20 protein-coding genes are annotated in these 21,439 nt (G+C 64.3%); 9 read left to right on the plus strand and 11 right to left on the minus strand.

Going from position 1 to position 21,439, the window contains the following annotated elements; all coding sequences use genetic code 11:
• The first annotated feature begins 149 nt into the window (after window positions 1–149).
• The 3 genes from JQ627_RS01010 (at window position 150) to JQ627_RS01020 (ending at window position 3,106) form a co-directional block, all read left to right on the plus strand.
• Window positions 150–1,922: a di-heme-cytochrome C peroxidase gene (locus tag JQ627_RS01010; RefSeq protein WP_249142813.1), complete on the plus strand. Its 1,773-nt coding sequence runs from the start codon at window positions 150–152 to the stop codon at window positions 1,920–1,922.
• 114 nt (window positions 1,923–2,036) lie between these two features.
• On the plus strand, window positions 2,037–2,618 hold the full coding sequence (locus JQ627_RS01015; RefSeq protein ID WP_212482306.1) for a peroxidase-related enzyme: 582 nt from the start codon (window positions 2,037–2,039) through the stop codon (window positions 2,616–2,618).
• Window positions 2,615–3,106 (plus strand): MgtC/SapB family protein, encoded by a 492-nt coding sequence (locus tag JQ627_RS01020; protein WP_212482307.1) that lies wholly within the window; start codon window positions 2,615–2,617, stop codon window positions 3,104–3,106. Before JQ627_RS01015 ends, JQ627_RS01020 begins: the two co-directional genes overlap by 4 nt.
• Here JQ627_RS01020 and JQ627_RS01025 read toward each other — a convergent pair.
• From JQ627_RS01025 to JQ627_RS01040, 4 genes are all read right to left on the minus strand, one after another.
• Window positions 3,103–5,652: an HAD-IC family P-type ATPase gene (locus JQ627_RS01025; RefSeq protein WP_212482308.1), complete on the minus strand. Its 2,550-nt coding sequence runs from the start codon at window positions 5,650–5,652 to the stop codon at window positions 3,103–3,105. The two genes, JQ627_RS01020 and JQ627_RS01025, sit on opposite strands and share 4 nt — an antisense overlap.
• Window positions 5,649–5,816, minus strand: coding sequence for a hypothetical protein (locus JQ627_RS01030; protein ID WP_167520681.1), 168 nt, complete (start codon window positions 5,814–5,816; stop codon window positions 5,649–5,651). Before JQ627_RS01030 ends, JQ627_RS01025 begins: the two co-directional genes overlap by 4 nt.
• A 400-nt stretch (window positions 5,817–6,216) precedes the next feature.
• Window positions 6,217–6,360 carry a hypothetical protein gene (locus tag JQ627_RS01035; RefSeq protein WP_212482309.1) on the minus strand — a complete coding sequence of 48 codons (144 nt, stop codon included), beginning with the start codon at window positions 6,358–6,360 and terminating at the stop codon, window positions 6,217–6,219.
• Window positions 6,361–6,510: 150 nt separating this feature from the next.
• The gene (locus JQ627_RS01040) at window positions 6,511–7,140 is read right to left on the minus strand and encodes a ParB-like protein (protein WP_212482310.1); all 630 of its coding nucleotides are present in this window, start codon (window positions 7,138–7,140) and stop codon (window positions 6,511–6,513) included.
• A gap of 349 nt (window positions 7,141–7,489) precedes the next feature.
• On the opposite strand from JQ627_RS01040, the gene JQ627_RS01045 reads away from it, so the two are divergent.
• From JQ627_RS01045 to JQ627_RS01070, 6 genes are all read left to right on the plus strand, one after another.
• On the plus strand, window positions 7,490–7,831 hold the full coding sequence (locus JQ627_RS01045) for a hypothetical protein (protein WP_212482311.1): 342 nt from the start codon (window positions 7,490–7,492) through the stop codon (window positions 7,829–7,831).
• 210 nt (window positions 7,832–8,041) lie between these two features.
• Entirely contained in the window at window positions 8,042–8,329 is a 288-nt protein-coding gene (locus JQ627_RS01050) for an acyl carrier protein (RefSeq protein ID WP_007592476.1), read from the plus strand.
• A 10-nt stretch (window positions 8,330–8,339) separates the two neighbouring features.
• The gene (locus tag JQ627_RS01055) at window positions 8,340–8,810 is read left to right on the plus strand and encodes a 3-hydroxyacyl-ACP dehydratase FabZ family protein (RefSeq protein ID WP_212482312.1); all 471 of its coding nucleotides are present in this window, start codon (window positions 8,340–8,342) and stop codon (window positions 8,808–8,810) included.
• The gene (locus JQ627_RS01060; protein WP_212482313.1) at window positions 8,807–10,012 is read left to right on the plus strand and encodes a beta-ketoacyl-ACP synthase; all 1,206 of its coding nucleotides are present in this window, start codon (window positions 8,807–8,809) and stop codon (window positions 10,010–10,012) included. The genes JQ627_RS01055 and JQ627_RS01060 overlap by 4 nt, the downstream gene beginning before the upstream one ends.
• Window positions 10,013–10,059: 47 nt before the next feature.
• On the plus strand, window positions 10,060–11,337 hold the full coding sequence (locus JQ627_RS01065) for a beta-ketoacyl-ACP synthase (protein WP_212482314.1): 1,278 nt from the start codon (window positions 10,060–10,062) through the stop codon (window positions 11,335–11,337).
• 8 nt (window positions 11,338–11,345) lie between these two features.
• Window positions 11,346–12,278, plus strand: coding sequence for a lipid A biosynthesis lauroyl acyltransferase (locus JQ627_RS01070; RefSeq protein ID WP_212482315.1), 933 nt, complete (start codon window positions 11,346–11,348; stop codon window positions 12,276–12,278).
• A gap of 101 nt (window positions 12,279–12,379) precedes the next feature.
• Here the strand turns inward: JQ627_RS01070 and JQ627_RS01075 are convergent, their stop codons facing one another.
• From JQ627_RS01075 to JQ627_RS01105, 7 genes are all read right to left on the minus strand, one after another.
• Window positions 12,380–13,519 carry a polyamine ABC transporter substrate-binding protein gene (locus tag JQ627_RS01075; RefSeq protein WP_312015721.1) on the minus strand — a complete coding sequence of 380 codons (1,140 nt, stop codon included), beginning with the start codon at window positions 13,517–13,519 and terminating at the stop codon, window positions 12,380–12,382.
• Between the two features lie 6 nt (window positions 13,520–13,525).
• Window positions 13,526–14,707 (minus strand): aminotransferase, encoded by a 1,182-nt coding sequence (locus JQ627_RS01080; protein WP_212483129.1) that lies wholly within the window; start codon window positions 14,705–14,707, stop codon window positions 13,526–13,528.
• Between the two features lie 7 nt (window positions 14,708–14,714).
• Window positions 14,715–15,041 (minus strand): rhodanese-like domain-containing protein, encoded by a 327-nt coding sequence (locus JQ627_RS01085; RefSeq protein WP_015686918.1) that lies wholly within the window; start codon window positions 15,039–15,041, stop codon window positions 14,715–14,717.
• 304 nt (window positions 15,042–15,345) lie between these two features.
• Window positions 15,346–17,274 (minus strand): potassium transporter Kup, encoded by a 1,929-nt coding sequence (locus JQ627_RS01090; protein WP_212482316.1) that lies wholly within the window; start codon window positions 17,272–17,274, stop codon window positions 15,346–15,348.
• A gap of 143 nt (window positions 17,275–17,417) precedes the next feature.
• Window positions 17,418–19,316, minus strand: coding sequence for a potassium transporter Kup (locus tag JQ627_RS01095; RefSeq protein WP_212482317.1), 1,899 nt, complete (start codon window positions 19,314–19,316; stop codon window positions 17,418–17,420).
• A 174-nt stretch (window positions 19,317–19,490) separates the two neighbouring features.
• Window positions 19,491–20,321 carry a flagellar motor protein MotB gene (locus JQ627_RS01100; protein WP_014496126.1) on the minus strand — a complete coding sequence of 277 codons (831 nt, stop codon included), beginning with the start codon at window positions 20,319–20,321 and terminating at the stop codon, window positions 19,491–19,493.
• Between the two features lie 24 nt (window positions 20,322–20,345).
• The gene (locus JQ627_RS01105; protein WP_212482318.1) at window positions 20,346–21,119 is read right to left on the minus strand and encodes a motility protein A; all 774 of its coding nucleotides are present in this window, start codon (window positions 21,117–21,119) and stop codon (window positions 20,346–20,348) included.
• Window positions 21,120–21,439: the final 320 nt, after the last annotated feature.

Genomic DNA, 21,439 nt, shown 5'->3' on the forward strand with positions numbered 1-21,439 from the left:
AAGAAGTACAATCTCGAGCATCCGACGGCTATTTCTGACGGCTCTCGTCGCTACCGGGCGAGTTGCGTCTCGCCCAGCTCCGCATAACTCCAAAGATTCTGGTTTCGAGAAAACAGGTGGTTCAATTGTAGTTCATGGAGGGTCATGCGATGCGTCGTATCGCTTTCCTCATTCGCTTTGCGCTGGTCGCCGCCGCAAGTTCGGGAATTGAGACCGCTCTCGGCGATCCGATATATGTCGACCAAGGCCCGAATTGGAAAGCGGAAGACAGGGCTGACTACTACACGCGCGACCAAGGCTCCCGCTTAATCAACCTCACCTGGTTACGCGCATTGAAAACGAAGGATGGACAACCGTTCCTCTCGGATGGTCTGACCCGATACGGCTTTCTCCCAAATCCGGGCAATAGTGCCAACCTCCCCGTCGGCCTCCACACCACCGGTCCCGCAGGGTCCCAGATGGTCGGGATAACATGCTCCGCGTGTCACACGCGGCAGGTTGAAGTCGAGGGCAAGACGTACCGCATCGACGGCGGTCCGGCCTTTATGGATTTCCAGGAGTTCCTGAGCGACCTGGACAAGGCGGTAGGAGACGTAACCGCCAGCGAGACGGCATTCGCTGCATTTGCTGAGGCCGTCTCCCAACCTGCGACACCTTCTGCTGCCGATGTTGCCGCACTACGTCAGAGGGTTGATGCATGGCACCGGCGCTTTCATGCATTCGTGGCCGGTACATTGCCGCCAGTTGGCTGGGGGCCTGGGCGGCTGGACGCCGTCGGGATCATCTTCAACCGCATATCCGGCACCGACGTCGGGCCGCCGCCTGATTTCTTGATCAAGGAAAACATGAGGTTTGCCACCGCTCCGGTGCGTTATCCTTTCCTGTGGAACACACCGATGCAGAACCAAACCGATTGGGCCGGTTTTGTGTTGAATGGAAACCGCGTTTTTGCACTTGCCCGGAACACCGGGCAGGCTCTGGCGTTCGCCAACTTCGAACCAAAGCGTTCCGGCTTATTCTTCGACTACGCCAACTCCATCAACTTCGATGGGCTGGAAAGACTCGAGAAACTGATCTTGAAGATGGGTCCACCAAAATGGCCACGGGAATGGCCGCCTATCGACTCGAAACTGGCTGACGAAGGCCAAAAACTCTACAAAACACACTGCAGTGACGGGTGCCACGAGAAGGAGGAGATACACGCCCTGCGTGACTTGTTTGCTACGACGTGGGAGACGCCGCTCAAGAATGTCGGCACCGACACTCATCAATTCGATGAGCTCGGCTGGAGAGTGAAGACCGGCGCGCTGAAGGGAGCAGGCACCCCGGGGGTCGCCAGGGATCTCAAGGAAGAGGATTACGCCGTCCACATGATGTTCAGCGCAGTCGCCGGTACGATTTTGAACTACAAGCTGTCTCGGGGGAGCGAGCTCGGTGCCGGTGACGGCTTTGGCTCCTCCTTGCCTCGCAACGGGCAAATAGCGCGCTCCGAGTCTCCGCTACCAGCGTCACCGGCTCCGGCACGGGCCTCCACCGAACCGCCCAGCGCGCAACCATCGGGACCGCCGGAAAGCCTGACGATCGAGCCTTGGACGTTTTTCAAACGCACCCTCAAGAGAGGCGAGTATGAAGCTCGCGTGCTGGAGGGAATTTGGGCCGCGGCGCCTTACTTGCACAACGGCTCGGTGCCGACATTGGCGGAATTGCTCGTACCGCCCGCGAAGCGCATGTCACAATTCAAAATTGGCGCGAGATACGACACCAAAAATGTTGGTGTTGACGTCACACAAGAGGGGCCAAATCGTCCACTCACCGATTGCAGTGACCTCAATTCAGGAAACAGCCGATGCGGGCATGACTATGGCACGCGCTTGAGCGACGACGAAAAGAAGGCACTCCTCGAATATTTGAAGAAGCTTTGAGAGCCTCCGCTCTGCCCGCGCTGGCCATGATGTAGGCCGCGCATGCGCTTTGCGCGAAGGACTGCGATCGACTATGTTCCGCGTTTCCCCGAGAGCCCGATCCGGAACATCGCCATGTCCCCTTCTCCCCAAAAACGCTTCCCCGCACCCGCCCTCGACACGCTCCCCGACGACATCCGCACGCGCCTGCTCGCCGTGCAGGAGAAGAGCGGCTTCGTGCCGAACGTGTTCCTGACGCTGGCTTACCGGCCCGACGAGTTCCGCGCATTCTTCGCCTATCACGACGCGCTGATGGAGAAGGACGGCGGGCTGACCAAGGCCGAACGCGAGATGATCGTGGTCGCGACCTCGGCGGCCAACCAGTGCCAGTATTGCGTGATCGCGCACGGCGCGATCCTGCGCATCCGCGCCAAGAACCCTCTGATCGCCGACCAGGTCGCGGTGAACTACCGCAAGGCCGACATCACGCCGCGGCAGAAGGCCATGCTCGACTTCGCGATGAAGGTCTCGGCGGATGCGCAACGCATCTCCGAGGAGGACTTCGCCGCGCTCGCGCCGCACGGATTCAGCGACGACGACATCTGGGACATCGCCGCGATCTCCGCCTTCTTCGCGCTGTCGAACCGGCTGGCGAACTTCACCGGCATGCGCCCGAACGAGGAGTTCTATCTGATGGGGCGATTGCCGAAAAAATGACGGAGCTCGACTGGCCCGAAATCCTTGCTCGTCTCGGTGCCGCGACCGTCGCCGCCGGCGCGATCGGCCTCGACCGCGACCTGCACGGCAAGCCGATCGGGCTGAAGACGCTCGGCATCGTCGGTCTCTCCACGGCGACCGTGGTTCTGCTTGCCCTGCAGCTCGCCGAGCCAACCAGGGTCGCCGATGCCGCGAGCCGCGTCATCCAGGGCATCCTCACCGGCATCGGCTTTCTCGGTGCCGGCGTCATCGTGCATCAAAGCATGGGATTTCGCGTCCGCGGGCTGACCAGCGCCGCCTGCACCTTTCTCGCCGCTTGTCTGGGTATCGTGTGCGGCGCCGGACAATGGAAGATCGTCATCGTCGCGGTGGCGCTGGCCTTCGTTCTGCTCACGGTCGGCCGCCGCATCGAACGCTGGCTGCACCGGATGCTCGGCGGCAAGGACGATCAGCACCCGCCGAAAACGCGCTCACCGGATGAGGGTTAGAACCGGAGCCGCCGCCCCCACAGCGGCTTCAGCAATTCGAGCATCGTCAGCAACAATAGCCCCGCCCCGAGCGTGATCATCAAATCGTGCGCATGCAGCGGACCAAAGCGGAACAGGCTGGAGGCCGGCGGCCAGAGCGGCGCGGTGGCGAGAACGACGGCGATCGTCGCGAAGATCCAGACCAATGCGGGATTTGGACGGAAGAATGCGGACGCGAACGTTGCGCTGAAGGACCGGTTGGCCAGCACGAGAGCGACAATGCAGACCACGAGGGTCACGAAGGCGAGCGTCCGCGCCTCGTCGGCGACGAGACCGGCGCGAAGCGCGGCGACGAATATGGCGGCGGTCAGGGCAAATGCGAGAACGCCCTGAAGAATGCTCCAGCCGACCAGCGCCCATGAGAACAATTCGGAATCGGCTCGTCTCGGCGGACGCGCCATCGCATCGCGTTCGCCCCGCTCCGCCTCGAACACCAGCGAGCACACGGGATCAATGATCAGCTCCAGAAACGCGATGTGCACCGGACTAAAGATCAGCGGCAGCCCGAACACCAGGGGCAGCAGCGCAAGTCCGGCGATCGGGACATGAACGGCGAAGATGAAGGCCATCGCCTTGCGCAGATTGTCGTAGATGCGGCGTCCCAAACGAATGGCCGACACGATCGAAGCAAAATCGTCGTCGAGCAGGACGATCGACGATGCCTCTCGTGCGACGTCAGTTCCGCGCCCTCCCATCGCGATGCCGATATGGGCGGCCTTGAGCGAGGGCGCGTCGTTGACGCCGTCCCCGGTCATCGCCACGATCTCGCCGTTGCTCTTCAGAGCCTGGACGATTCGCAGCTTCTGTTCCGGCAGGACCCGGGCGAACACGTTCACCTGCTTGACACGTTCCGCGAGCTCCGGGTCGTCCGCCAGCCTGACCTGATCACCGGTCATGACGTCGCGGACGTCGAGCCCGGCCTGGTTTGCGATAGCAACGGCCGTTGCCGGATAATCGCCCGTGATCATCACGACGCGGATCCCCGCCGCGCGGCACTCGCGAACCGCCTCGACGACGTGGGGACGCAGCGGATCGGCAAGCCCGACCAGGCCGACAAAGCGAAACGCGATATCCTCCTGAGACGGCGGGAGTGAAGCGTCATCGCAGACGGCAACCGCCGTCCCCAGCACGCGAAGCCCGTCCTTCGCCATCGCGCTCGCGGCATCTCGCACCGATTCCTGATCGGCAGCATTCATCCTGCAAAGCCGCGCAATCGCCTCCGGTGCGCCCTTGGCACATGCGACGAGGTCCGGCCGGCCGCGCATTCGCCAGACCTGCGTCATGGCCAGCAGCTCGGGACGCAGACCATAGGTGCGCACCAGCGTCCGGTAGCCATCCAGCGCATCACCTCCCGGCAGAGCGTCGCGCGCAAAAAGGTGCAGAGCCTTTTCCATCGGGTCGAACGGTTCCGGAGAGCTCGCCAGGGCGCCGCAGCGCGCCAACTCGACGAATTCGGGCCTGGCATTATCTTGTCCGGCCGCCGGGCGCATGCGCGCTCCATCGAGCAGCCGCAGCTCCGCGACCGACATCTGGTTCTGCGTCAATGTCCCCGTCTTATCGGTGCAGAGGACGGTCGCCGAACCGAGGACCTCGATGGCAGCGGCTCGCCGCGTCAGGACCCGGGCTTGCGAAATCCGCCAAGCTCCCATCGCCATGAAGACCGTGAGCACGACGCCAAATTCTTCCGGCAGCATCGACATGCCGATGGCGATGCCCGCAAGCAGCGCTTGCAGCCAATCGCCGCGCAGGACGCCGTAGAGCGCGACGGCGGCGAGGCTGACGACGGCGCCGCCGAGGAAGCAGAGCCGCACCAGCCTTGCGGTCTGTTGCTGAAGCCGGGGTGGCTCGGCCTTCAGGCCACGCAGCGACAAACCGATCTTTCCGATCTCGCTGCGCGGGCCGGTGGCCTCGACCAGCGCCAGCCCCTCACCGCGCACGACGAGCGAGCCGGAATAGACGAACGGCTGATCCTCACCGCCGGGCCGGTGATCGGCAGGTAGGATCTTGTCGGTGACCCGCTTGCGGACCGCCGCCGACTCGCCCGTCAGCAGGGATTCGTCGACTTCCAGATCACGTGCATCGACCAGCGCCGCGTCGGCCGGAATCCGGTCGCCTTCGCCAAGGACGAGGAGGTCGCCCCGCACGACCTCACGGCCCGGGATTCGCCGGCGAGCGCCGTCCCGCACCACGAGCGCACGCGGGCTCGTGAGGTCACGCAAGGCATCCAGCACGCGCTCGGTCCGGGTCTCCTGCACCACCGTGATCACGATCGACATCGCACCGAATGCCAGGAGGATCAGCGCTTCCCTGAGATCGCCGAGCACGAGGTAGACCAGCCCGCCGCAAAGCAGCAGCACGAGCATCGGCTCGCGCAGCACATCCATGACGATATGCAGGGGGCTGCGTCGTTCGGACCGAGGCAATTCGTTGGTGCCGTCCTTTTCCAGCCGCGCCCGAGCCTCGGCCTCGCTCAGTCCGGCCGGTCTCGCCCCCTCCGCGTAGCTCACGTCTTCCGCCGCAGGCTCCAGAGACTGCCGGCAAGCAAGACGGCGGTCACCAGCAGTATCGCGACGAAGGTCTGGATGATGGTGAAGTTCAGCGCGTCACGCGCAACGAACAGCGCGGTGATGGCTCCGGCGATGACGAACAGAATGCGAAGGATCAGGCTCATCGTCAGGTCTCCGGGTTGCATGACCGGAGTCCGCTTCGCCCCTTGTCATCGGGCGCGGTTCATCCATCATGTACGGCGACCGTAGCGGCCCGCACCAGCCCGGGTTTGCGGCATATCAAGAGCCTGCGTGCCATTCGGTCGCACAATTCAGATCGAGCCGGACTGGATGTGCGTCGTCTCGTCCGCCCAGGCCGGTTTGACCGCGAGCGTGATCGATATCGTCATGCAGAGAGGGCCTTCCTCGCGGACGTCCAGGTGCGCTGAACAAGTTTACGCCGGCACTGAACGCCAGACGCTGTTGCAGAAAGCGCGCGACGGCTCGGCAGCCGCCGAAATGCAGCACCTTCTCTCCTCACCTCGTCACACCGTTGCGTATCTGCGACTGCGAGGCATCACGCCGCTAGCGTTGCGCCATCAACTCGAGCGCCGGAGCAAAGCGCTCGGAAAACGTCAATGTCTTGGCGTGATGAACTGCGGCAAACGATGCCGAGATCCCTGCTGAAGCGACCGCGAGCAAGGCAACGACGAGAACCAGACGGCGCATTCCTGCCTCCTGTGTGAGCCCCACTACCGCTAAACATGGGATGGCTCTGTTTCAGGACGGCTTCGTGGGTGCGGAAAATGATTTCGCTCAAGAGGCTGTGATGAGGTCCGGTTTGTCGGGCTGCATGCCGGCCGATGTAGCGCCCTGCGCCTAATCGTCCTCCGCCGGTCCGCACCAGCCGGGCAGATAGATCGCATCCTTGCTCTTGGCCGAGGACAGCGCCTTCTCGAGCGCCTTATCGAAATTGGCATCGACCGCCTTGCGCGACAGTTTCCGGCGCAGAAAGTCAGCCCACAGGAATTCCGAGAACGGCGTGGTATCCTTGGCGAAGCCGCCCATGCGGCGGAGCTCGCCGGCAAGGCTTCGGAACGGATCGTCCTTGAGATCGGCAACCGATCTCGGCAGATCGCGGAACGGCCGCCGCTCACCCTTGGAATCGTAAGGGTAGACCCAGCGCTTGTTGTCCATCACACCCCAGAATGCCTCGCGCTCGACCATTCTGAGATCGCCGACCACGGTCACCAGCACTTCCTTGACGCCCTCGTCGTGCAATGCGCGGCCGAGATGATGATGGTCGATCACGTAGTAGCGTTGGTCCGGTCCGTAGACGACGGGGATCATGTGATTGCCGAGCAGGTCGGCCTGCTTCTTCTTGCCGTGCTCGCGCCAGCGCTTGCGCTTCTCCTTGACCTCGCGCATGCCGACCGTCATCTGCGTCGGCCGGAGCGACAGGATCGGCACCGGATGCACTCTCGGTTCGCGCGCGTTGGTGGTGGTCATGATCGAAGGCCCCTCACATGGTTGCAACCGGTGGTCCAGTTCCCTTGATTATGCCATGGGCCCCGCGGGGGCAAAATGCGTTCGACCCGGACGCGGAGATCACAAGCAGATGTTCACGAGAGCAGGCGATGCGTGCTTCAGGGTTGTTGCTGCAACGCAACCCGCGCTCCTGTCACCGACCTGAAAGCCGGCGCCGCGTTCGTTCGCGAGCCGCTCCAAGAACGCTACAAGAATATGCCATGAAAGATAGTGCGAAAGCGCAATGCACGTGCGCGTTGAGAAGATTTTCTGCAACGCATTCACGGCGTATGCTATCTAAAAATCGCTGCTTCGGAGTGATCCCCGCACCATGAAAACCCAGCGGCCCATAAGCTCGGATGACGAGCACCGGGTGCTCCAGTTCAGGCCGCGCAACGCGTCTCCCCCGACGGTCCAACGGGGCAGCGGCACCGTGCAGCCGCTACGCGTCGCGCCCGAGCCGCTCGACCTGTCGCGCTACGAGCAGCCGCGCCCGGAACCGGACAATTTCCGCCACCGCATGCTCGCCAATATTGCGGCGCTCGCCTTCACCATCGCACTGACCGCAATCGGGATCTGGCTCGCGGTGAGCATTGCCGACCTGCGCCGCACCCAGGACTGCGTGCTGATGGGCCGCCGCGACTGCGCCAAGATCACGACGCCCCATATCTAGGCACGCCCCCCGGCGGAAGGGCCTGCCGACGGCATCCCCAGCCCTGTCGCCGGGACCGCCCGGCTCCATTGAACTCAGGGCGGCGCTCCGATATACGGGCTTTCGACCCGGCCAGAGGGGGGTTGAGGGCGTCATCAGGGGCGCGATGCCCACCTACCGTTCCACTCTGGAACATCAGACAAATATCAGCAATATATCAAAGGCTTAGTGATGTCCTCCACATTCGATCAGGTCGCTACGATCATCGCTGAAACCTGCGACATCCCCCGCGACACGATCACGCCGGATAGCCACGCCATCGATGACCTCGGCATCGACAGCCTCGATTTCCTGGACATCGCGTTCGCGATCGACAAGCAATTCGGCATCAAGCTGCCGCTGGAAAAGTGGACCCAGGAGGTCAACGATGGCAAGGCGACCACGGAACAGTATTTCGTGCTGAAGAATCTGTGCGCCCGCATCGACGAACTGGTTGCGGCCAAGGGCGCGAGCGCCTAAGCGCGCGGTCATGCAACTCGAATACTTCCACATGATCGATCGCGTCGTCGACCTCAACGTCGACGCGAAGACGATTGTCGTCGAAGCCCAGGTCCCCCAGGAGAGCACCATCTTCGAGGGGCACTTCCCGGGCTACCCCTTGATGCCCGGCGTGCTCCTGATCGAATCGATGGCCCAGGCCTCGGGCTGGCTTCAGCTTGGCGTGCTCAAGTTCGAGCGCATGCCGATCCTGGCCGCCGTCAAGGAGGCCAAGGTCCGCGGCTCGGTGTTCCCCGGCGACCTCATGAGCATCGAGGCGACCCTGTCGCATCAGGGCTCGGGCTATGCGGTGACCGACGCCAAGATCAGGGTCGGCGGCAAGCTCCGCGCGAATTCGACGCTCACCTTCACGCAGATCCCCTTCCCCAATGCGGATATGCGCGGCTTCATGGACGCGGTCGCCAAACGCGTCGGCTTTCCGCAACAGGCCGTGTCGCCATGACTGAAATCGCTTCGAAGCCCGGTCAGACGGAAGTCTGGATCACCGGCATTGGCCTTGCCACCTCGCTCGGCGAAGGCCTGGACGCCAACTGGGCCGCGCTTCAGGACAAGCGCATCAATGTCGACGAGAAGGGCTTTGCGCCCTGCGTCGTGCATCCCCTGATGCCTGTTACCTTCGACAGCCAGATCCCGAAGAAGGGCGACCAGCGCCAGATGGAAGCCTGGCAGCGCATCGGCACCTATGCCGCGGGCCTTGCGCTCGATTCCGCCGGGATCAAGGGCAACAAGGACATCCTGTCGAAGATCGACATGGTGGTGGCCGCCGGCGGCGGCGAGCGCGACCTCAATGTCGACAGCGGCGTGCTCACGGCCGAGGTCAAGGGCGCCAATGCGCCCGGCTTCCTCAACGAACGGCTGATGAGCGATCTCAGGCCGACGCTGTTTCTGGCCCAGCTCTCGAACCTGCTCGCCGGCAACATCGCCATCGTGCACGGTCTCGGCGGCACCTCGCGCACGTTCATGGGCGAAGAGGTCGCGGGTGCCGACGCGGCGCGCATCGCGCTGGCGCGCATCGCCTCGGGCGAGAGCGACATCGCGCTGATCGGCGGCTCCCACAATGGCGAGCGCAAGGACCTGATGGTCCTCTACGAATTCGGCGACTTCAATCTGAAGGACAAGTTCGCTCCGGTGTGGGCGCGCAAGGATCACGCCGGGTTCGCGCTGGGATCTGCCGGCGCATTCCTGGTGCTGGAATCGAGGGCGCACGCGGAGGCGCGCGGCGCAAAGCCGTTCGCAAAGCTGTCGAGCGTCGTTGCCGACCTCGCCCGGCGCAAGCAGCCCGGCGACATGGCCGCGACGCTGGAGAAGCTTTGGGAAAAGCTGCCCAGGCGCGAGGGCAAGGGCGCGATCATATCAGGCGCGACCGGCGCGGAGCCCGCGACGTCAGAGGAGCGCGACTTCCTGAAGGGCCATGCTGACTTCCCGGTGCGTTCGACCGGCACGATGTTCGGCCACACCATGGAAACGCAATTCCCGCTCGGCATCGCGCTGGCTGCGCTCTCGATCTCGCGCGGTGCGCTGTTCCCGCCGAACGATTCCACCGGGACCGAGATTGAAATGCAGGGCGCGCCCACCCAGATTGTGGTGGTGGGGGCCGGACACTGGCGCGGCGAGGGCATGGCTCTGGTCGAGGCCGTAAGCTGAAGCGCGTCGCGCTTTGGCGGATGCTCTAGCTCAATCGGGGGATCGACATGACTGCACCACGCGACAAACTCGGGCGTCCCGTCGTCGTCGTCACCGGCATGGGCATCATGACCTCGCTCGGCACCGGAAAGGCCGACAATTGGTCGAAGCTCGTCGCCGGCGAATCCGGCATCCGCACCATCACGCGCTTTCCCGTCGACGGCCTGAAGACGACGATGGCCGGCACGGTCGATTTCGTCAGCGTCGATCCGTTCTCCTCCACCGCCCTGTCCGAGCGGATGGCTGAGCTCGTCACGCAGGAAGCGCTCGAGCAGGCCGGCATCGGCGCCAAGGCCGACTTCCCCGGTCCGCTCTTCCTGGCGGTTGCACCGGTCGAAGTCGAGTGGCCGCAGCGCCGTGAGCTCGGCCGCGCCGTCGGCGCGCAGGATATCACCTATGACGACCTGCTGCGCATCTCCGGCGGCGGCAAGTACACCGCCTATCATCACCGCTTCATGTTCGGCTCGGTGGCCGCACACCTCGCCGAGACCTTCGGTACCAAGGGATCCCCGATCTCGCTGTCGACGGCCTGCGCCTCGGGCGCGACCTCGATCCAGCTCGGCGTCGAGGCGATCCGCCGTGGCGAGACCGACGCCGCACTGTGCGTGGCGACCGACGGCACGGTGAACCCGGAAGCGCTGGTGCGCTTCTCGCTGCTCTCGGCGCTGTCGACCCAGAACGATCCGCCGCAGGCCGCCTCCCGCCCCTTCTCCAAGAACCGCGACGGTTTCGTCATGGCCGAAGGCGCCGGCGCGCTGGTGCTGGAAAGCTACGAAGCCGCAATCGCGCGCGGCGCAAAAATCCTCGGCGTGATCGCCGGCTGCGGCGAGCTCACCGATTCCTTCCATCGCACCCGCTCCTCGCCCGACGGCAAGCCGATCATCGGCTGCATGAACAAGACGCTGGCCGATGCCGGCATGACGCCGGACCAGATCGACCACATCAACGCGCACGGCACCGCGACGCCCGAGAACGACAAGATGGAGTTCAACACGACATCGGCCGTGTTCGGCGATCTCGCGCAGAAGATTCCGGTGACCTCCAACAAGTCGATGGTCGGCCACACCATCTCGGCCGCGGGCGCGGTCGAGGCGATCTTCTCGCTGCTCACCCTCGAGCATCAGCGCATTCCGCCGACGATCAACTACGACAATCCGGATCCCACGATCCTGTTCGACGTCGTCGGCAACAAGGCGCGCGATGCCCGCGTCACCGCTGTCATGTCGAACTCGTTCGGCTTCGGCGGCCAGAACGCCTCGCTGATCCTGACCCGCGAACCGGCCTGACCGGACGCATGGCGCAGTTACCTGCGAGCATCAAGGCCCGCGCGCGTGCGGCCGCCAAATCGCTCGGCGGAAGCCTGATCGGGGCCGCCACCGTCGGCATGCTGCGCACCACGCGCTATTTCGATCCGGCCAAGACCTCGGACTTCTTCTCCCGCGTGGTGAAGACGATCGGCCCGCGCCTGCGCGAGCACCGCATCGGCCGCGCCAACCTCACCGCGGCATTTCCGGAGAAGTCGCCGGAAGAAATCGAAACCATCCTGATGGGCGTGTGGGACAATCTCGGCCGCGTCGGCGCCGAATTCGCCCATATGGACCAGGTGTGGGATTACGACCGCGATCATCCGGAAAAAAGCCGGATCGAACTGCCCGAGCGCGGCATCGAGCTGTTCGACCAGATCCGCGACGACGGCAAGCCGGCGCTGATCTTCGCCGCGCATCTCGCCAACTGGGAACTGCCGGCGCTCGCCGCCGTCGAGCATGGGCTGGACACCGCGATCCTCTATCGCCGCCCGAACATCGCGTCCGCCGACCGCATCATCCAGGAGATGCGCCAGGTCAACATGGGAACGCTGATCCCTGCGGGGCGCGACGCCCCGCTCCGCCTTGCCCAGGCGCTGAAAGACGGCAAGCATGTCGCCATGCTGATCGACCAGTACCTGACCGGCGGCGTCGAAGTCACCTTCTTCGGCCGCAAGACCCGCGCCAACCCGATGCTGGCGCGCCTGCTCCGCCAGGTCGAATGCCCGATCCACGGCGTCCGCATCATCCGCCTGCCCGGCGGCCGCTTCCGCGGCGAGCTGACCGAGGAGATCAAGCCGGTGCGCGATGCCGAGGGCAAGATCGACATCCAGGGCACGACGCAGGCGATCACGAGCGTGGTGGAAGGCTGGGTGCGCGAGCATCCCGAGCAGTGGCTCTGGCTGCACAGAAGGTGGCGGTGATCTTGCACCGTTGTTGCGAGCGCAGCGAAGCAATCCAGACTCGTTCCGCGGAAACAGTCCGGATTGCTTTGTCGCTTCGCTCCTCGCAATGGCGGGCGCTATTAGCGCCCCGTCTTCACCTTGGTCCACAGCCGGTTGATGACACGTTGGGTCGCCGGCTCGCGCGCGGTGATGACGAACAGTTTTGAAAGCGTCGCCTCGTCAGGATAGATGTTCTTGTCGCCAAGGATCTTCGGGTCGACCAGCTTCTGGCTGGCGAGGTTGCCGTTCGCGTAGGACAGGAAGTCCGAGTTCTTGGCGGCGACGTCCGGACGGTAGAGATAGTTGATCAGCTCGTAGGCCTCCTTGACGTTCTTGGCATCGGCCGGGATCGCGAGATTGTCGAAGAACATCTGCGCGCCCTCCTTCGGGATCGCGTAGCCGATCTCGATGCCGCTGCTGTTGTCTTTCCTGGCTTCCGCCGCGCGGGCGCGGGCCTGCATGATGTCGCCGGACCAGCCGACCACGAAGCAGATCTCGCCGGTCGCGAGCGCGCTGAGATATTCGGACGAGTGAAACTTGCGCACCGACGGGCGGACCTTGGCGACGACGTCGGCGGCCTTCTCGAGGTCGGCCTGCTTGGTCGAGTTCGGATCGAGCCCGAGATAGTTCAGCGCCGCCGGAAAGATGTCGTCGGCGGAGTCGAGCATGTGCACGCCGCAGTCTTTGAACTTTGCCAGATTCTCCGGCTTGAAGACGATGTCCCAGCTGTCGATCTTGGCGTCGGGACCGAGGATCGCCTTCACCTTGGCAACGTTGTAGCCGATGCCCGTCGTGCCCCACATGTAGTTGGCGGCGTAGACGTTGCCGGGGTCGTAGATGCCAAGACGCTCGGTCACCACCGGCCAGGCATTGGCGAGGTTCGGCAGCTTCGACTTGTCGAGCTTCTGGAAGATGTTGGCCTTGATCTGGCGCTGGAGGAAGTACGCCGTGGGCACCACGACGTCATAACCGGACTTGCCGGCCATCAGGCGCGTCTCGAGCGTCTCGTTGGCATCGAACGTGTCGTAGACCACCTTGATGCCGGTCTCCTTGGTGAAGGCCTCCAAGACATCCGGCGCCATGTAGTTCGACCAGTTGTAGAAGTTGACGACCCGCTCCTCGGCGCCTGCGGGAGCGGAGAGCAACGTCAGCGCTGCGGCGATTGCAAAACCGAGGCAAAGCCAGGAAAAGCAAAGCCTCAAGCGGCTGACGTTCGTCACCGTGATCTACCTCTTGCGCCCGCGCACCGCGTCAGACAGCCGCTCCAGCGCGGTGTCGAGCGTCTCGTCCTTCTTGGCAAAGCAGAAGCGCACCACGGAGGTCACCGCGTCCTGCTCGTAGAAGGCCGACACCGGGATCGCCGCGACCTTGTAGTCCTTCACGATGCGCCAGCAGAACTCGGTATCGCTCTCATTCAGTCCAAGCGGCGACAGGTCGACGGTGAGGAAGTAGGTGCCCTGCGATTTCAGCACGGGGAAGCCGAGGCTCTCCAGTCCCTTGGTCAGGCGGTCCCTGCTCCGCGTCAAATCCTTGCGCATCGACAGGAAGTAGTCGTCGGACTTGCCGAGGCCGTAGGCGACGGCCGCCTGCAGGTTCGGCGCGGTGGTGAAGGTCAGGAACTGGTGCACCTTGGCGGCGACGCGCAACAGCGGCGGCGCGGCGCAGACGAAGCCGATCTTCCAACCGGTCAGCGAAAAGATCTTGCCGGCCGAGCCGACCTTGATGGTGCGATCGCGCATGCCGGGGATGGTGATCAGCGGGATGTGCTTGTGCTCGTCGAAGGTGACATGCTCCCAGACCTCGTCGCAGATCGCGATGGCGTCGAACTCCTGGCAGTAGCGCGCCAGCAGTTCGAGGTCCTCGCGCGGATAGACCACCGCGGACGGATTCAGGGGATTGTTGAAGAGCACCGCCTTGGTCTTTGAATTGAAGACGCTTTTCAGCATGTCCTCATTCAGCCGCCAGTGCGGCGGCTCGAGCCGGACGAGCCGCGGGATGCCGCCGGCCTGGCGGATGATCGGCAGGTAGGAATCATAGACCGGCTGGAAGCAGACCACCTCGTCGCCGGGCTGGACCACCGCGAGGATCGCCGAGGTCAGCGCCTCGGTGCCGCCGGAGGTCACCATCACCTCGCTCATCGGGTCGAGCTTGAGCCCGTGCCAGTGGCCGTAATGGGTCGCGATCGCCTGGCGCAGCTCCGGCAGGCCCATCATCGACGGATACTGGTTGTAGCCGTTCAGCGAGGCCTCGGCAGCGGCGCGGCGGATGTCCTCGGGGCCGGGATCGTCGGGAAAGCCCTGGCCGAGATTGATGGCGTTGTTGTCGCGCGCGGCCTGCGACATCGCCTCGAAGATGGTGACGGGAAGGTTGGCGAAGACCGTGTTGAGGGAAGAGCTCTTGGTCGTCATCGCGAGGTCAGCCACCGACCTTGCTGGGAAGACCCGCCGCTTTCCAGCCCAGCATGCCGCCGGCCAGATGCTTGTCGTAAGGCAGGCCCGCCGCCTGCGCCGCGAGGGAGGCCGTCACCGAGCGTTTTCCGGAGCGGCAGGCGAACACAACCTCCTTGCCGGCGGGATCGGGGATCGCCTTGGGGTCGAAGGTCGAGAGTGGAACCACGACGCCATAGGGATAGGCCTCGGCTTCGACTTCATTCGGCTCGCGCACGTCGACGAGCAGATAGCGCCCTTCCGCAACACCCTTGGAGACCTCGTCCGGGGTCAGATCCTGTACCTGGTTTGCCACATCATCCTCCAACGTCGCGAGCCGCCTGCCGGGGCGATCCCGGCGGGCGGCAACCTCGCCTCTCGGCAGGCGAAAATCAAGCGCTACAAAGGCTTGAGCTGTATGCCGCAAGTTAAAGCTAAATCGCAGCGACTTGAAGGGCGGCTTTCAGAATGCCTGAAACTCCTGCCTCATCTCTCACCGCGAGTTCAGTGTCATTCCCCGCGAAAGCGGGGAATCCAGTACGCCGCCGCGCCTCGGTTCTAGCCGCGCCGCCTCTGGAATACTGGATCGCCCGGGCAAGCCGGGCGACGATGGCGGGGGGCTAGATCGTCACCTGCGTTCCGACCTCGACCACGCGGCCAGACGGGATCTGGAAATAGTCGGTGGCGTCGTTGGCGGAGCGGCTGAGCGAGATGAAGAGGCGGTCCTGCCAGCGCGGCATGCCGGAATGGGCGGCGGGCTTGAGCGCCCTCCGCGACAGGAAGAACGAGGTCGACATGATGTCGAACTGCCAGCCGAGCTTGCGAGCGATCGCCAGCGCCTTCGGCACGTTGGGCGATTCCATGAAGCCGAACTTCAGCGTCACCTTGGAGAAGGTCGGTGAGATCTGCTCCAGCTTGACGCGCTCGGCCGGATCGATGCGCGGGGTCTGCGCGGTCTCGATGGTGAGAATGACATTCTTCTCATGCAGAACTTTGTAGTGTTTCAGACTATGCATCAGCGCAGTCGGCGCGCTGAGCGGATCGCTGGTCAGGAACACGGCGGTGCCGGGCACACGCTGCGGCGGCCGCTTCTCCAGCATCGCCACGAGGTCGGCGAGCGGGAACTCGAGCTTGCGCGACTTCTCGAACAACAGCCGGCTGCCGCGCCGCCACGTGTACATCAGGATGATCATGAGTGCGCCGAGCGCGAGCGGCACCCAGCCGCCCTCGAACACCTTGAGCAGGTTCGCGGTCAGGAAGGTCAGGTCGAGGCACAGGAACGGGGCGATCAGCGCGGCGGCGGCGAGCGGCTTCCACCGCCAGCCCTTCCAGATCACCACAAAGCCCATCATAGCGGTGACCACCATGGTCCCGGTGACGGAGATGCCGTAGGCGGAGGCCAGCGCGCTGGAGGAGCGGAACAGCAGCACCAGCAGCACCACCGCGACCAGCAGAAGCTGGTTGATGCGCGGGATGAAGATTTGGCCGGAATGGGCTTCAGAGGTATGGCGAATTTCGAAGCGCGGCAGCAGTCCGAGCTGGATCGCCTGGCGCGTCAGCGAATAGGCACCGGTGATGACGGCCTGGCTCGCGATCACAGTCGCGGCGGTGGCGAGCACGACCATGCAGCCGCGGAAGAAGCCTTGCGGGAAGAGCTGGAAGAATGGGCTCACGATCGCGCCGGGATCGCCGAGGACGAGAGCGCCCTGCCCCAGATAGTTCAGCGCCAGCGACGGCAGCACGATGAACAGCCAGGCGGTCTGGATCGGCCGCTTGCCGAAATGGCCGAGGTCCGCATAGAGCGCCTCGGCACCGGTGACCGCCAGGAACACGGCGCCGAGCGTCACGAAGCCGATGATGCCGTGGTGGAACATGAAGGACACGGCGTAGAGCGGGTTCAGCGCGAACAGCACCTGTGGCTGCTCCATGATCGGGTGGATTGCCGCGGTCGCGATCACCGCGAACCAGACGCACATCACCGGACCGAAGAACGCGGCGACGCGGGCGGTGCCGCGCGACTGCACGGCGAACAGGCCGACCAGGATGATTACCGTCAACGGGACGATGTAGGGCTCGAAGTGCAGAGTGATGTCCTTCATGCCTTCGATGGCCGACAGCACCGAAAGCGCCGGCGTGATCACGGCGTCGCCGTAGAACAGCGCGCCGGAAATGATCCCGAGCAGGACGATGGTCGCCCCGCCGGTGCCGACCGCGCGCTGGGCCAGCGCCATCAACGCCAGCGTGCCGCCCTCGCCATTGTTATCGGCACGGAGCAGGATCACGACGTATTTGAGCGTCACCACGACGATGAGCGCCCACAGGATCAGCGAGAGCACGCCGAGCACGGCCGCCGGCGTCGGCACCCCCTCCGCGCCCGAGGCCGCCATCACCGCCTCGCGGAACGCGTAGAGCGGGCTGGTGCCGATATCGCCGTAGACGACGCCGATGCTGCCGAGCGTCAGCGCGCCGAAACGGGCGGTGGTGTGGGCTTCGCCATGCTTATTGGCCGCCGCCGTTTCCGGGGCGGAAATCGCTACGTCACTTGTCATGGGAGAGCCCAGTGGCCTCTAGAAATGCTTCACTGCACAACGGCGGAAGAGAGCGCGCGGCTTATAGTCCTGCGCTGCCGGCATAGCCTAGCCCGATTTTGGGCCTTTGCCATGCGAAATTTGCATGGGTCAGCCAATTGCGTTCAGATGGTGACTTGAGTCCCGACTTCAACCACCCGTCCGGTCGGAATCTGGAAATAGTCGGTGGCGTCGTTGGCGGACCGGCTCAGCGCGATGAAGAGATGATCCTGCCACAGCGGCATGCCCGACTGGGCCGAGGCCTTGAGCGACCTTCGCGACACGAAGAACGAGGTCGACATGATGTCGAACTGCCAGCCCTGCTTGCGCGCGATCGCGAGCGCCTTGGGCACGTTCGGCTGCTCCATGTAGCCAAAGCGCAGCCGGACCTTGGAGAACTTCTCGCTGATCTTCTCCATCCTGAACCGCTCGGACAGGTCGACCCGCGGCGTGTGCGCGGTCTCGATGGTCAGGACCACGTTGTGCTCGTGGAGCACCTTGTTGTGCTTGAGATTGTGCAGCAGCGCGGTCGGCACGAAGGCGGGATCGCTGGTCAGGAACACCGCGGTGCCCTTGACGATGTGCGGCGGGCGCTTTTCGAGGCTGCGGATCAGGTCGTCGAGCGGCACCTCGATCCGGCGCGTCTTCTGGAGCAGGATGCCGGTCCCCTTGCGCCAGGTCCAGATCGTTCCCGCCATGGCGACACCGAACAGCAGTGGCACCCAGGCGCCCTCGAGCAGCTTGAGCAGATTGGCACTGAAGAAGCTGATGTCGACGACGACGAAGGGCACGATCACTGCCGCAGCCGTCGCGGCGCGCCAGTTCCACAGTTTCCAGATCACGACGAAGCCCATGACGCCGTCGGCAACCATGGTGGTGGAGACCGCGATGCCGTAGGCCGAAGCCAGATTGCTGGGGGTGTGGAACAGCAGCACCAGCAGCATCACACCGATCAGCAGCAGCCGGTTCACCCGCGGCAGATAGATCTGGCCGGCATGGGTCTCGGAGGTGTAGCGCACCTCGAAGCGCGGCAGGAGGCCAAGCTGCACCGCCTGATAGACCAGCGAATAGGCGCCGGTGATCACGGCCTGACTGGCGATCACGGTCGCCGCGGTCGCAAGTCCGACCAGCGGCAGCACCAGACTCTCGGGCACCATACGATAGAACGAATGCTCGATCGCGCTGGGATCGGACAGCACCAGCGCGCCCTGCCCGAAATAGTTGAGCAGGAGCGCAGGCAGCACGAAGAACATCCAGGCCGACTGAATCGGCTTGCGGCCGAAATGGCCGAGATCGGCGTAGAGCGCCTCGCCGCCCGTGACTGCCAGGAACACGGCGCCCAGCGTGACCAGCCCGATCGTGCCGTGCGACAGCAGGAATTGCAGCGCATAATAGGGATTGATTGCCACCAGCACCGACGGATCGTCGGCGATGTGCACGGCGCCCATCACCGCAAGAACGGTGAACCAGACCACCATCACCGGGCCGAAGGCCGAGGCCACCAGCGCCGTCCCCCTGCTCTGGACCGCAAAGAGCAGCGCCAGGATGAGAACGGTGAGCGGCACGACGTAGTGCTCGAACGCCGGCGTCGCGAGCTTGAGACCCTCGACCGCGGACAGCACCGAGATCGCCGGCGTGATCATGGAATCGCCGATGAACATGGATGCGCCGACCACGCCGAGCGCGAGCAGGAACCAGCTTCGCCGTCCGAGCGCGCGCTGGCCAAGCGCCATCAGCGAGAGCGTGCCGCCCTCCCCGTTATTGTCGGCGCGCAGCAGGAGCAGGACGTATTTGGCGGTGACGACGATAAAGAGCGCCCACAGGATCAGCGAGAGCACGCCGAGCACCATGACCCGCGACACCGGCTCGCCATGGGCCGCGCCCCTGACCGCCTCGTGGAATGCGTAGAGTGGCGAGGTGCCGATATCGCCGAAGACAACGCCGATGCTTCCGAGCGTCAGGCCCCAGAAACCCGAGGTGACCGGCCCGTCCTGAGCGTCGGTCGATGTGATGCTCGCCGTCATGAGAGATGAGAAACGCTTCTTCCCGAGAATTGATCCGGCGCCTTTTGACGGTTCCGGCGCGCCTGTCAATCGGCACACCACCATAGCAGCCGCCGGGGCAGATGCTGTGACGGCGTAGTAACTGTCGCCGCCAGCGCGACGACATGCCTCAGGTAAGATGGTAGCGCAAGTGCCCTACGGCTTCAAATTAGGCGGCAGCGGCGGATCCTCGCGCATCAGCGTGATCGTCACCCGCCGGTTGGCCGCAAGCGAAGGATCGTCCGGAAACAGCGGCTGGGTGTCCGCCTTGCCGGCGACGGCGAAGATGTGGGATGGCGGCAGGCCCTCGCGTTCGAGGATCTGACGCACGGCATTGGCGCGGTCGGCCGACAGGTCGAAGGCGCCATAGTCGCTGCGCGTCGGCACGAATCCGGCCGCGGTGTGGCCGGCGATCGAGACACGGAGCGGCGTTGCCTTCAGCGGGATCGCAAGCTTCTCGATCAGGCGGCGGGTGCGGTCATACGGCACCTTGGAGCCGTCGGCGAACATCGAGCGGCCGTCCTGGTCGACGATCTCCAGGTTGAGGCCCTGCTTGGTCTCCTCGAACATGATGTGCTTGGACATCTCGGTCAGTTCCGGCATGTCCTGCAACGCCTGGCGCAGCGAGGCCGCGGCGAGCGCGAAATTGCGGTCGACCTTGATCTTCGCGCCCGACGTGCGGTCGCGGTCCTCCTGATCCGGCGTCGGCGTGTTGGAAGCGTCCTCGGGCTGGATGTGGTCGACGTTCTTCAGCCGCGGGCGGGTCGGCAGGCCGTCGGACTCGACGATACCGGCGTAGCGCGCCTCGCTCTGCACGCCGAACGCGTCGCGCATGGAGCCCGCGACGATCTTCAGCTTGTTGGCGTCCTGCGTCGAGAACGCGACGAGCATCACGAAGAAGCTCATCATCAGGCCCATCAGGTCGGCGAAGGTCACGAACCAGCCGTGACCGCCACCGTGAGCATCGCCGCGCTTCTTCTTGGCCATCTCTCGAGATCCCGGGGAGCGGCTTTACGCCGGCACCGGCTCGCCCTCGGCGTGACGATGCTTCTCCGGCAAATAGGCCAGCAGCATTTCGCGCACGAGCGTCGGGCTCTTGGAGTCGCGGATCATCAGGATGCCGTCGATGATCAGTGTGCGGTTGGTTTCCTCGTCGAGCAGCTTGCCGTGCAGCTTGTCGGCGATCGGCAGACAGAACAGGTTCGCGACGAGTGCACCGTAGAGGGTCGCGAGCAGCGCGGTCGCCATGAACGGGCCGAGCTTGGAGGGATCGGTCATGTTGGCGAACATCTGCACCATGCCGATCAGGGTGCCGATCATGCCGAAGGCCGGGGCGCAGTCGCCGATGGCGCGGTAGATCTTGCTGCCTTCGTCGAGGTGCATGAGGAAGTTGTCGCGGTCACGCTCGAGATTGTCGCGGATGAAGTCGAGGTCGTAACCGTCGGCGACGTAGCGGATGCCCTTGGCGAGGAACGGCTCGTCGGTCTCGACCTTTTCGAGGCCGACCGGGCCCTGCTTGCGGGCGATCTCGGCGATACGGGCGAGCTCGTCGACGAGGTCATGGGCCGACAGGCGGCTCATGGTGAAAGCGAACTTGGCGCCGAGCGGAAGGCCGTGCAGGAGCGCGCTGAGCGGAAAGCGGATCATGGTGGCGGAGATCGAGCCGCCGAAGATGATGATCATGGCATGTTCGGAGACGAACATGTGGAGGTCGCCGCCCATGAAGATCATCGCCGTAATGACGATGATGCCCGCAATGAGCCCGACGCTCGTCATGATATCCATGGGACACTCCAACGCGAACGCAACAACGGCCGTCCTGGCCGCTGGCGCGGCCCAACCCCGAACCGCATCGGAAACCCTAGAGCGCCGCCCTTAAAGCCGCGTAAAGGTTAAGTTGAGCCGCCACGCCAGACCGGCGCGGCGCGCTGACAGGACGCCGGCCTTGCCGGCCACCGGCAGGAATCTCAACACTTCGCTAACCATGACAGTTCGCGACAGGGCAACAGGCCCACCACCTCAAGACTGAGCGCGCACCTTCATCGTGCGAGCGCTTCGGCTGCGGCCCTGGGCCACATCCGGGACGAAGGATCAATTGATATTCT

Source organism: Bradyrhizobium liaoningense (assembly GCF_018130785.1).
Lineage (GTDB): Bacteria > Pseudomonadota > Alphaproteobacteria > Rhizobiales > Xanthobacteraceae > Bradyrhizobium > Bradyrhizobium liaoningense_A.

What these genes read in the sequence shown, in the direction of transcription:
- JQ627_RS01100 (WP_014496126.1), bottom strand. Translation starts at nt 20,321, where the DNA reads ATGGCCAAGAAGAAGCGCGGCGATGCTCACGGTGGCGGTCACGGCTGG.
- JQ627_RS01015 (WP_212482306.1), top strand. Translation starts at nt 2,037, where the DNA reads ATGTCCCCTTCTCCCCAAAAACGCTTCCCCGCACCCGCCCTCGACACG.
- JQ627_RS01040 (WP_212482310.1), bottom strand. Translation starts at nt 7,140, where the DNA reads ATGACCACCACCAACGCGCGCGAACCGAGAGTGCATCCGGTGCCGATC.
- JQ627_RS01070 (WP_212482315.1), top strand. Translation starts at nt 11,346, where the DNA reads ATGGCGCAGTTACCTGCGAGCATCAAGGCCCGCGCGCGTGCGGCCGCC.
- JQ627_RS01060 (WP_212482313.1), top strand. Translation starts at nt 8,807, where the DNA reads ATGACTGAAATCGCTTCGAAGCCCGGTCAGACGGAAGTCTGGATCACC.
- JQ627_RS01065 (WP_212482314.1), top strand. Translation starts at nt 10,060, where the DNA reads ATGACTGCACCACGCGACAAACTCGGGCGTCCCGTCGTCGTCGTCACC.
- JQ627_RS01050 (WP_007592476.1), top strand. Translation starts at nt 8,042, where the DNA reads ATGTCCTCCACATTCGATCAGGTCGCTACGATCATCGCTGAAACCTGC.
- JQ627_RS01010 (WP_249142813.1), top strand. Translation starts at nt 150, where the DNA reads ATGCGTCGTATCGCTTTCCTCATTCGCTTTGCGCTGGTCGCCGCCGCA.
- JQ627_RS01035 (WP_212482309.1), bottom strand. Translation starts at nt 6,360, where the DNA reads ATGCGCCGTCTGGTTCTCGTCGTTGCCTTGCTCGCGGTCGCTTCAGCA.
- JQ627_RS01030 (WP_167520681.1), bottom strand. Translation starts at nt 5,816, where the DNA reads ATGAGCCTGATCCTTCGCATTCTGTTCGTCATCGCCGGAGCCATCACC.
- JQ627_RS01045 (WP_212482311.1), top strand. Translation starts at nt 7,490, where the DNA reads ATGAAAACCCAGCGGCCCATAAGCTCGGATGACGAGCACCGGGTGCTC.
- JQ627_RS01105 (WP_212482318.1), bottom strand. Translation starts at nt 21,119, where the DNA reads ATGGATATCATGACGAGCGTCGGGCTCATTGCGGGCATCATCGTCATT.
- JQ627_RS01080 (WP_212483129.1), bottom strand. Translation starts at nt 14,707, where the DNA reads ATGACGACCAAGAGCTCTTCCCTCAACACGGTCTTCGCCAACCTTCCC.
- JQ627_RS01055 (WP_212482312.1), top strand. Translation starts at nt 8,340, where the DNA reads ATGCAACTCGAATACTTCCACATGATCGATCGCGTCGTCGACCTCAAC.
- JQ627_RS01095 (WP_212482317.1), bottom strand. Translation starts at nt 19,316, where the DNA reads ATGACGGCGAGCATCACATCGACCGACGCTCAGGACGGGCCGGTCACC.
- JQ627_RS01090 (WP_212482316.1), bottom strand. Translation starts at nt 17,274, where the DNA reads ATGACAAGTGACGTAGCGATTTCCGCCCCGGAAACGGCGGCGGCCAAT.
- JQ627_RS01020 (WP_212482307.1), top strand. Translation starts at nt 2,615, where the DNA reads ATGACGGAGCTCGACTGGCCCGAAATCCTTGCTCGTCTCGGTGCCGCG.